General features: G+C 33.6%; 15 protein-coding genes. 1 reads left to right on the top strand and 14 read right to left on the bottom strand.

Annotated features, from left to right (window positions below; translation table 11 throughout):
- A partial coding sequence (locus BKH43_RS04850) for a methyl-accepting chemotaxis protein (RefSeq protein WP_253248048.1) occupies nt 1-440 on the top strand: 440 nt, incomplete at its 5' end.
- A gap of 247 nt (nt 441-687) precedes the next feature.
- Here BKH43_RS04850 and BKH43_RS04845 read toward each other — a convergent pair.
- The 14 genes from BKH43_RS04845 to BKH43_RS04780 form a co-directional block, all read right to left on the bottom strand.
- Complete coding sequence (locus BKH43_RS04845) at nt 688-1,095, bottom strand: YbgC/FadM family acyl-CoA thioesterase (protein ID WP_095229152.1); 408 nt, start codon at nt 1,093-1,095, stop codon at nt 688-690.
- Nucleotides 1,096-1,131: 36 nt separating this feature from the next.
- On the bottom strand, nt 1,132-1,809 hold the full coding sequence (locus tag BKH43_RS04840) for a SprT family zinc-dependent metalloprotease (RefSeq protein WP_095229150.1): 678 nt from the start codon (nt 1,807-1,809) through the stop codon (nt 1,132-1,134).
- 15 nt (nt 1,810-1,824) lie between these two features.
- Nucleotides 1,825-2,526, bottom strand: coding sequence for a Sir2 family NAD-dependent protein deacetylase (locus BKH43_RS04835; RefSeq protein ID WP_172402317.1), 702 nt, complete (start codon nt 2,524-2,526; stop codon nt 1,825-1,827).
- Nucleotides 2,527-2,700: 174 nt separating this feature from the next.
- Nucleotides 2,701-3,780, bottom strand: coding sequence for a cytochrome-c peroxidase (locus BKH43_RS04830; RefSeq protein ID WP_095229145.1), 1,080 nt, complete (start codon nt 3,778-3,780; stop codon nt 2,701-2,703).
- Nucleotides 3,781-3,929: 149 nt separating this feature from the next.
- The gene (locus tag BKH43_RS04825; RefSeq protein WP_095229143.1) at nt 3,930-4,688 is read right to left on the bottom strand and encodes an outer membrane beta-barrel protein; all 759 of its coding nucleotides are present in this window, start codon (nt 4,686-4,688) and stop codon (nt 3,930-3,932) included.
- A 53-nt stretch (nt 4,689-4,741) separates the two neighbouring features.
- A complete protein-coding gene (serB, locus tag BKH43_RS04820; RefSeq protein ID WP_095229141.1) occupies nt 4,742-5,365 on the bottom strand; it encodes a phosphoserine phosphatase SerB in 624 nt (207 codons plus the stop codon).
- 9 nt (nt 5,366-5,374) lie between these two features.
- Entirely contained in the window at nt 5,375-5,818 is a 444-nt protein-coding gene (locus tag BKH43_RS04815; protein ID WP_095229139.1) for a M67 family metallopeptidase, read from the bottom strand.
- 12 nt (nt 5,819-5,830) lie between these two features.
- Nucleotides 5,831-6,640 carry a phosphatidylserine decarboxylase gene (locus BKH43_RS04810; RefSeq protein WP_095229137.1) on the bottom strand — a complete coding sequence of 270 codons (810 nt, stop codon included), beginning with the start codon at nt 6,638-6,640 and terminating at the stop codon, nt 5,831-5,833.
- A gap of 21 nt (nt 6,641-6,661) precedes the next feature.
- Nucleotides 6,662-7,399 (bottom strand): arginyltransferase, encoded by a 738-nt coding sequence (locus BKH43_RS04805; protein WP_095229135.1) that lies wholly within the window; start codon nt 7,397-7,399, stop codon nt 6,662-6,664.
- Nucleotides 7,400-7,401: 2 nt separating this feature from the next.
- On the bottom strand, nt 7,402-7,983 hold the full coding sequence (locus tag BKH43_RS04800; protein WP_095229133.1) for a queuosine precursor transporter: 582 nt from the start codon (nt 7,981-7,983) through the stop codon (nt 7,402-7,404).
- Between the two features lie 11 nt (nt 7,984-7,994).
- The gene (locus BKH43_RS04795) at nt 7,995-8,510 is read right to left on the bottom strand and encodes a hypothetical protein (protein WP_143429031.1); all 516 of its coding nucleotides are present in this window, start codon (nt 8,508-8,510) and stop codon (nt 7,995-7,997) included.
- 25 nt (nt 8,511-8,535) lie between these two features.
- On the bottom strand, nt 8,536-9,084 hold the full coding sequence (locus BKH43_RS04790; protein ID WP_095229129.1) for a hypothetical protein: 549 nt from the start codon (nt 9,082-9,084) through the stop codon (nt 8,536-8,538).
- A 12-nt stretch (nt 9,085-9,096) separates the two neighbouring features.
- Complete coding sequence (mqnP, locus tag BKH43_RS04785; protein ID WP_095229127.1) at nt 9,097-9,972, bottom strand: menaquinone biosynthesis prenyltransferase MqnP; 876 nt, start codon at nt 9,970-9,972, stop codon at nt 9,097-9,099.
- Nucleotides 9,973-9,989: 17 nt separating this feature from the next.
- Nucleotides 9,990-10,529 (bottom strand): DUF502 domain-containing protein, encoded by a 540-nt coding sequence (locus BKH43_RS04780; RefSeq protein WP_095229126.1) that lies wholly within the window; start codon nt 10,527-10,529, stop codon nt 9,990-9,992.
- Between the last annotated feature and the right edge of the window lie 6 nt (nt 10,530-10,535).

Genomic DNA, 10,535 nt, shown 5'->3' with positions numbered 1-10,535 from the left:
TGCAAAATGTATCTAATAAGACTAATGAAGTAATATCTCAATCTGAAGATATTAAAAGTGTTACTGTTATTATTAAAGACATAGCAGATCAAATAAATCTCTTAGCTCTTAATGCAGCTATAGAAGCAGCACGTGCAGGAGAACATGGAAGAGGCTTTGCAGTAGTAGCAGATGAAGTAAGAAAACTAGCAGAAAGAACTCAAAAGTCTTTAGGAGAAATAGAATCTAATACTAATATCTTAGTTCAATCTATTAATGATATGGCTGAATCTATAAAAGAACAAGCTAATGGTATAACTCAAATAAATGATGCTATATCTTTATTAGAACAATCTACTCAAGGTAATGTAAATATAGCTGATGATGCTACTAAGATATCTAGTAATGTAACTCATATAGCAGATGAGATAATGAGTGATGCTAATAGGAAGAAGGTGTGAAGGAGGACTTGTTCTTTTTAGGGTAAAGGAAGGGAGGAAAAGAGAAAGGGATAAGAAGAGAGAGATAGGAGATAGGAAAAGGGAAAGAGAAGAGATAGAATCTGGGGTTTAGATTCTATCTTTAAAGCTTTAGATCGCCATGCTTGCTAAAGTAATCTAAAGGCTTAAAGATAAGATAAAGATTTTTTAAAAGCCAGCAAAAGTTTTATAGTTTTAATAGCCTAAGTACCTAAGCACTACTTACTCTTTAGTTAAGCTGTAACTCTTTTAGTCCTTCTTCCATATCTTGTTCTAGTATCTTATAAGTCTCTTCTGGAATCCTAGCTATCCTTTTAGTATGCATATCAATACAAGCTAGTTTAATAGTAGCTTTAAATATAAGCTTATCTTTAAGATATATATCTTGTCTAACACTCATGCCGCTTTTACCAAGTTTTACAACCCTGCTTTTTACTTCTAGTTCATCTGCCAAAACTGCCACACTTATAAAACTAGCATCTATGTGTATGACTACAAAGCCCTTGCCTTCTATCTCAGGTGAAAGCCCTTTATCGTAAAAAAATTCACTCCTTGCACGCTCGCAGTACTTTAAATAGTTAGCATGATAGACTATGCCCCCACAGTCTGTATCTTCGTAGTAGACTCTTATCTTCATATGTTTTCCTTAACTTAGTTTTTAAAGATTATACACTTATGCTAGCTTAGTCTTTAACATATCACTTCTTTGCTTGTAATCACTCATATGAGCTTTAATATAACTCCAAAACTTAGGTGAGTGGTTAGGGTGTATAAGATGTGCTAGTTCGTGAAAGACTACATACTCTATAGCACAAAGTGGGTATTTAACAAGAGAAAGGTTTAAGTTGATATATGCCTTGGAGTGATTACAACTACCCCATCTTGTTTTCATCTCTCTTACTTTGAGTGCTTTTACTTCTTTTTTGACTATAGGTGCATATCTATCAATCACGCTTTGAAAACATTCAAAGGCTTGCTTTTTATACCACGCTTTTATAAGGCTTTGCTTTTTTATCTTGTTATCTACATCTTTAATATAAAGATTAAGGGTATCTTCTAAAAGCACTACTTTATTAACCTTAGATTCTATAACCTTTAAAGTGTAGCTTTTACCAAGATAAAAAAAGTCTTCTCCACTTATATAATCTTTTTGAGTAGGGGGCTTACTAGCTTGAAGACTTTTTATATAGCTAAGTTTAGATTCTATCCAGCTAGATTTTTTTTCTAAAAACTCTTGTATATACTTTTTGCCTACTCTTTTTGGCACACTCAGGCTGATACTGCCATCAAGTTTTATCCTTAAGATGATATTTTTTATATCTTTTTTAATAATCTTTAAATCTTCAAGCATGCTTTATAGTCTTTGTTAATATCCCATCTTTTGTTTTATAAGGTTGTCTATTAGGTCTATTTGATGTGTAGCTTTGCCATAGAATCTTTCATCAAAAACATTATCATCCATATATTTATCATCTTCAAGATTGTTTAGGATTTTTAAACTTTGCTTACTTGCTATCATAGAAGCTATATCTATAACTGCCCCACTAGTACCTACAACTAAGACTATATCATCTTTGTCTAGAGTAGCTATCTCTTGCCATAGGTTTTTATACTTAGGTGCTGCTTCTCCAAAAAAAACTACATAAGGCTTTATCCATTTACTACCACACTTTTTACAAGGCCAAAATGTATACTCACTATGACCTAGTGTGTAAACCTCACCACACTCTGTGCAGTAGACTTTATCTATCTGCCCGTGGATTTGTAAGATGTTTTTACAGCCTGCCCTAAGTAAAAGATCATCTACATTTTGTGTTATATGCACTGTGACATATCTATCTTCTAGGTTTTTAAAGTACTCATGCATGGCATTTGGTTTTACTGTGCCAAGCTGTACTCGTCTTTTGTTATAAAACTCATGCACTAGATTAAAGTTTTTCTTCCAATTGTTTATGTTACAAACTTCAGAAGCATCATATTGTGTCCAAAGACCATCTTTATCTCTAAAAGTATTAAGTCCAGATTCTGCACTTAAACCAGCACCACTAAAAGTCATAATCCTTCCCATATGCATCCTTTTACTTTTAAGTTTATATATGAAATATTACTACTTCCAAATGTGTGAAATGTGAAATCAAAAAAAAGTGGTATGAAAAAAAGTACTTAGTAGATATAAGGCTTTAAACCTTACTCTTTAAAAGAGCAGGACTTAAAGCTAAAGGACAAAAGGCAAAGTTAAAAATTAAAACTGTGGTCTTGGAGTTGAATCAGTTGATACTGGGAACTCAGGATAAGTTATAACTGGTTTTTTACCTGTTAGAGAAGCAAAGAAAGCAGCTATTTTTTGAGCTTCGTCATTAGTTATTTTTATACCAAGTTGTACTCTACCCATTTCTTTGATAGCATCTTTTACGTCCCAGAACTGACCGTTGTGGAAGTAAGGTGCTGTTTGAAGGATATTTCTTAAAGTAGGAGCTTTTATTAGCCCTTCTTTATTTCCGTGGAAGTCACCTACATTATCATATTTATATTTGCCAGCTAGTTGGAAAGGTCTCATTTGTCCACCTAAGTTAACACCACCGTGGCAAGCTACACATCCTTTTGTTATGAAAAGCTCAAAACCTTCTTTTTGTTTTTCAGTTAAAGCTTTAAGGTCACCTTTCATAAAGCGATCATAAGGGCTATCTGGAGTAACTAGAGTTTCTTCAAACATAGCTATAGTATCAGTTACTAAGTCAAAGTCGATTTTTACATTTTTACCATAAGCTTTTTGGAACTCTTTTACATATCCAGGCATAGAAAGGATTTTTTCTATAACTACTTTTGGATCTGCTGCCATTTCATTAGATGCTTGGATAGGTCCTTGGGCTTGGTCGCTTAAGTGGTGAGCTCTTCCATCCCAAAACTGTCTACTGTTAAATACTGAGTTATAAACTGTAGGTGAGTTAAGACCGTGTGGGTTTGGAGTCCAGCGGTTACCAACAGCTGCTGGAACGCCATCTACTCCACCTAAACCTAGGTTGTGGCAAGTGTTACAAGATATGATTCCAGAAGTTGAGATACGTGGGTCAAAAAATAGTTGTTTACCTAACTCGATTTGAGCTGGTGTCATTTTATCTTTATAGCCTTCTGCTAGTTTGTTGTGATTAGCTAGTTCTATTTGTCTTTTTCTAAGTGCTTCACCAGTAGGCATAGCAACAAGTCCAGCATCTTTAGCTTGTTTAAGCAGAGTTTTTCCATCAATGTCTTTTGCGCTAACAACATTAACAGCACTCACAGCACAAAACGCAACTAAACTTCCTATTAAAATATACTTTGTCATTATCTGCTCCTTGTTATTTATTTACGCATTATATAACTAATAATGATAAAAAGCGACTAAAGTGGAGAAAAAAAAATAGTGTTTATTAATGAAGTTTAAATCAAAATACGTTTTGTGAATATTTATTGATAAATATTCACAAAATATGCCTAAAATCCAAAAACTAAGTTATATCCTACGTAGAATCTTGTAGGTAATCCTTGCTTTTCATGATAGGTTTGAGCAGTTGTTATACTACTAGCTTGATAAGAGCTAGTAGTATCTAGACTATAAGTTGGTATCTTCATACCTAGTTCTAGTTGGTTAAATCTAAAAAAGCTAACCTGTATACCAGCATTTATAACAGCGCCATTTCTTTGTTGCGCATCTATACTTAAAGTAGGCTCTATAGCCCCAGTGCTTTCACTATGAAGCGTAGTTGAAGATTTACCTAAACTTAAGTGTTCAAACCCAACTCCAAAAAATAAGCTAGCATTTAAATAGCTAGTAATGTCATATTTTAAAAGTAAGTCTAGGTTTATGCTTTGAAAACTTCCTTCATTATTAAGATTCCTGCTTGAAGAACTAGTTCCATTCCCTCCAAGAGCTTGTGAGAAGGTAGCATCGCTAGTTGTATTAAAAGAACCATAGGTGTAATAGCCCCTAAATCCAACATATTTTGTTGGATAGTAAAAACCACCTGCTTGTATAAGATAGCCAAGTTTAGAATCTGTTTGTATATCTAAGCTCCCACTACTTATAGGTGTACCATTTTTAGTGTCCATAAAAGGCTTTAGGCTTCTTGTGCCTTGAAGACTAGCCCCTACAAAAGCGCCATAGTCTGGATTATCATACCACTGCTTTGCACTTAGGCCACTAGCTAGTCCTAGTAGTATAAATAAGACCTTACTTATCTTTGTTTGTAACATCTTTCCCCCTTTGTTGTTTGTAAGATAGACTTTTGATATTAATAATTAAAGTCTTATAAAATCATGTCTAAAATCAAGTTCATATCTTTAGAATCTACCACATGGCTTGCCTTAGCTTTTAAAGCTGGCTTTGCACAAAAGGCAATTTTAGTTTCTGCATACTCAAACATACTTAAGTCATTAGCCCCATCACCTATAGCGACACAGTCTTTTTTACTAAGTCCTAGCATGGAAGAAAAGCTTTTTAACATAACGCCTTTAGAATCTGAAAACATCATGCTCCCTCCCACCTTGCCAGTTAGCTTACCATGTTCTACATGCAAGACATTACTAAAGGTAGCATCAAGACCTAAGATATCTTTATAGTACTCAGTGGCGATGTTAAAGCCTCCGCTAAAACAGATCACTATAAAGCCTGCTTTTTTTAACTCAGCTATACACTCTTTTGCATTAGGCATAGGAGTTAGAGTGTGGGCTACACTAGTTGCTATATCTAAAGGCATGCCTTTTAGTAGGGCTACTCTTTGAGTTAGGGCACTAAAAAAATCAAGTCTTCCTTCCATAGCCTCTTTAGTTATATAACCTATCTCATCTTTTACATCATAAGCATTTGCTAGCTCATCTATAGTCTCATTATCCATTAAGGTTCCATCAAAGTCAAAAACCACTAGCTTCATAAGTATCCTTTAAAGTACAAAAACTATTTCTTGCCTTAAGCCGCTTTTAGTTATAGCAAAAGAGTTAAGGCTCTCTTTTTCTAAATCCCGCCTTTTTTTAGCCTTATCCCAAAAAGAGATGATGATATAGCTAAAGGCTTCTCCCATATACTTTAAGTCTTCCTTACTTGGAAAGGCTAGGGCTAGTGGGTGGGAGTGAAACACTCCTATGATATTAAGCTTTTTATCATTAGCACTTTTTAGAGCACCTAGTTGTTCATTTGTATCCATGGTAAAAAAATACACTGGATTATCATGTACATTTTTCATATAGATAAAGTCAGTTGCTATCTTAGTTTGAAAGCTACCATTTAAAAGCCTTTTACCTAGTAAATAGCCACAGATCTCAACATCTTGCTTTTCTTTTGCGTACTTTATTAAGCTTTCATAAACTTCGCTAGTAACTACAAACACTAAAGCTCCTTATTAAGAGTTTTTATTAAGCAAGGCTAGCTCTTGACCCATCTTTATAGTATCTTGTGCATCTTTTGCAAAAAGCATATTTGCTATTAAAACTATAGTAGATCCCATTTCAAAAGTTCCTATCTCATCACCTGCTTTAAAAAAACAGTCTTTATAAGTATAGATAGCATCACCAAACTTAGCATTAGTTTTTATCTTAACATCAAAGCTAAAACTCATCTTACCTACATTAAGTGCGCCAACTGCGACATAGTAGGCTATCTCTTTGTTATAGCTAAAGCGTACTTTTAAAACTACTCTTTCATTAATATTAAAAAGATCTTTATTCTTTAGGAGTGAGGGCTTATTAACAGGTAAAAGTCTGCCACTAAAGTACTTTGCTTCTAGTACTTCTAGATCACAAGGGGCATGGAATCTATGGTAGTCTTTAGGTGAAAGATAGAGATTTATAAACTTATAGTCTTTTATAGATTCTATTTCTTTTGTATCACTTAGTCCTAGAAACGGCAAAACTGAGTACTCCATACCTTTAATCTGGAGAGCTTTATAATCTTTTAAAGCACCTTGTTCCATTATCAAACTATCTGTTGGGCTTATAAGATTAAAAGGCTTAGCATCTGTGTTTCTAGGCTTAATAAGGCTTCTTGTGAAAAGGGCATTTAAAGTTTTATAGCTACAAGGTTTTTCAAACTCACTCATGTCTATTTTAAATACATAGACATAAAGTCTATTAATAAAGGTTTGGATGATGTGGGGGAAGGCTTTATTTGCTATCTTGCCAAATACACGCGATGTTTTATTACTAAAGTTCATATTTCTCCTTAAGTAAGTCTTTTACTTTTTATGGTTTGTTTTGTAGAGCTTGTACTGTGTTTTATCAAAGATATTAGGTTCATTAACTAACATCTCAAAAGGCTTAAATCTCTCTTTATACCCCATAGAATCATGATCTTTTATCCAATAGCCCGGATAAAAGTACTTTAAGTTTAGCTTTTTTGCTAGGGAAAAGAGAAGTAAGATATTAAGAGTGCCTAGACTTAGATGTTCATAGTCATGATCATAAAAGAAATAAATCGCACTTAAAGAATCTGAAACTATATCAAAGTAGCTAACTCCTATAAGTCTATTATCCCTATACAAACACATCTCATAGCCAAACTCACCAGCCCCTTCAACAAAGGTTTCTCTATAAGTTTGCATGTCTATATTATTAAAAGACCAACCTTTCTTTTTTGCCATCTTAAGATGATACTTGACATATAAACACACGCGGGCGTCATTGACCAAGGGGCGCTTTATAGTAAAAAGCGTTTCTTTATTTTTTTTCATAACCTTTAGCATATTAGCACTAGGGCTAAACTCTGAGACTAGATTCCTAATAGTTATGCACTCTTTACACTCCCCACATCTAGGTACAAAGAAAAACTCACCAAAACGCCTATAGCCCCTTTCTAAAAGTCCTCTATAAAAGTAAGATGAGCAGTCTTTTATACAAAAGTAGTGAAAGCGTCCTTGTTTATCTTTAAAGTAGGAGCAAGGATGCAGTTCTGAGTTAAATTCATAACATTCCATAACTATCTTTTTATAAAACTAAAACGTTTATAGGTTCTAACAGCTATAAGATAAAAAAGTGGGATATTTATAAAGTTTAGTATCAGCTTTATAGAGTAGTCACTTAGTCCCATAAGCCATACTTCTGAGTAGTGCACACTAAAAAGAAAGGCTACGTGGAAAAAGATTATAGTATCTATAAACTGTGCTAGGCTTGCTGAAGTTGCGTTTCTAAACCACCAAAGTTTTGGGAAACGCTGCTTTATCTTAAAAAATATAACTACATCAAGATACTGAGAAACACAAAACGCACTTATGCTTGCTATGGCAAAGCGTGGTGTTTCGCTTATAAACATAGAGGGTATAAAAGCTAGGACTAAACCTACTCTTAAAGCTTTCATGACTGAGCGTCTATCATACTTTTCACTCATAACATCCATTAGCAAAAATGAAAAAGGATAAGTTATAGCCCCATAAGTTAGAGGTGTATGACCTATCTGAAAAGCAACTAAAACATTAGATGCTGTGATGATGATAGTAAAAAATAATGTAGTCCAGACAAGAGTTTTAAAAGGCATCTTGTCATTATGCGGTGTATAACTCATATATAAAAATCCTACTTAATATCAGATAACTTTAATATAAACTCAACCTCACCTTTTCCCATGCGAAGCTCTTTTGCTATCTTGTCTATGCTATGTCCATCTTGAAACATTTGAAGGATCTTTGCTTCATTTTTATTTTGCATAGACCCTCCAAAATGCCCCATTTCTCTTAGTCTTTCTTCTAAGATTAAGATCTTATTTTCAAAGTACTCTCTATCAGACTGAAGATTAGAGTTTAAAACATCAAGCTCTTTTTTTTGCGTGCTGATTATGTAATCAAGATCTTTTTTTAAAACCATATCAAGGCTTAGAGGATCTTTTGTATTTTTAGATTCCATAATCCACTTTTGAATCTTATAAACCTCTTTGTTCAAGTCTTCAATGGACTGCTCTATACGTATAAACTTTTTAGAAACATCTTTATCTCTAAGTGCTACATAAACTAGCAAAAAGATTAATATAATTAAAAAAAGTATCCCAACGATACTAACTACAAGATCGAAATTCAACGTTTCAAATGAGTTCATATAACCTCTTATCCCTTATTAAATATTAAGAAAGCTTTAAGTTTCTAATGCTTTCTCTTTCGACTAAAGCTATATAGTTGTCAAAATCCTCTATATCTTTTTTACCCATCTTAGTGATTTTTAAAATGCCTTCAGGCTCCAAAGTGGCAAATAAAGGCACCTCTCTAGTGGGAAAAACAGGCAAAGATAACCTCGCGTAGTACTCTTTAAAAGGCTCTAGGTTTTTAGAATCTTCTAAGACTATCACTCCATGGCCAAGAAAAGTGCTATATGCTTCATATTTTAGTTCTAAAAAGCTTTTAGATTCCTTACTTAGCATCATTTCTAGACCATCTAGTTTTTTATAAAGCTCGCATAATAGCTCTAAAACTAAAGGGTCACTATCCCTTGCTTCACTTCTTGAGTAGATATTATTTATCCACCTATCAACTGGGCTAACTTGAGAAAAACTTATATCTAAAAACTCTGCTTCAAAGGCATTTTTAGAATCTTCACTTAAAGATAGTTCTAGCTTTAATCTAGTTTCTACTAACCTAGTGCCTAGCTCTTTTAAAGCTTTGCTATTTAGCTCCATGATAAAAGTTCCTTAAAAGATAGTATCTAAGATGATAAAGATTAAAAAAACAAAGCCTAGATAGCCATTAGTCACAAAGAAGGCTTTTGGTATATTTTCTAGATTCTTAGAAACTAAATATTGCTCATATAAAAGCATTAAAATACTTAGTATAAGCCCTATATAAGCAAAAAATCCTCCCTTATAACTAACTATAAACGCTAGCCAAAAGATAACTGTTAGTACATGACATACTCTTGATATAAGTAAAGATTTGCTAAGTCCAAAGTAAGAAGGTATGGAGTAAAGCTTTTCTTTTTTATCATGGTTTATATCTTGTATGGAGTATAAAATATCAAAGCCAGCTACCCAAAAAAGCACACCTATAGAAAGCCATATGCTCCAAAGTGGGATGTTTGCTAGTACTGCTATAACACCAGAAAGTGGTGCAAGTCCTAGACTAACTCCTAAAACTATATGGGCTAGATAGCTAAAGCGTTTCACGAAGCTATAAAAGCCTAAGATGATAATAAATGGAAAAGATAGATAAAAAGCAAGGTGGTTTATAAAGTAGCTTGCAACTATAAAAACTACTATGTTGGCTATACAAAAAAGTGCTATAGCAGGCCTGCTTATCCTACCATCTACACTAGGTCTACTAGCAGTTCTAGGGTTGCTTTTATCTATGTCATAGTCTAAGAATCTATTAAAAGCCATAGCAAAGTTTCTAGCTGTAATTAAAGCTATGATACATAAGATTAAAAGTCTCCAGCCAAACCATGGAGAGCCATTTAACTGCTTACTTGCTACTACTAAAGATACTAGTATAAAACTTGCACTAAAGATAGTGTGTTTAAAAACCACTAGTTCACTAAAGTTATTAATAGCTTTTTTAACACTTGCGAACATGAACTTACAAAAGGCCTTTACTTCATACCTAAAGATAGGAGCTTTTTAAGTCCATCACTAACTGTTATATCAGCGTGTACTAGTTGATCTTTATGCACACTTAGTAAAAACCCAGAAGTTGGGTTAGGAGTAGTAGGCACAAAGACCCAGTAGTAGTCTCCTTCTTGCTTAGTTATAAAGCCCATAAGTCTAGTTCCTACTAAGTCTACATAAGCTACTCCAAGATAGGCTTCTTTTGCATTTCCAGTAAACATGCCAACCATGTCTTTTAGAACATGATATATGCTTCCAAACATAGGAATCTTAGAAACTACAAACTCAAAGATACCCATAAAGAGGTTTCTTTGCTTTTTCTCAAACTGATAGCCTATGAAGATTATTATAAGAACACTAACTATTAATATGATAGTAGTTACTATTATATTATTAGAGGTAGTATTAAAAACTATTTGCCAAAGACCCTTTACTATCCCAAAAACAAAATTTATAATCCATATCAAAATAATAAGTGGCAGTAAGGCTAATATCCCCTTACCAAAAAGTCTAATAATACCCATCTAACA

Source organism: Helicobacter sp. 13S00401-1, assembly GCF_002272925.1.
Taxonomy (GTDB): Bacteria; Campylobacterota; Campylobacteria; order Campylobacterales; family Helicobacteraceae; genus Helicobacter_I.
The sequence above is the reverse complement of the archived record's forward strand: the minus strand, read 5'-3'. Positions and strand labels throughout refer to the sequence as shown.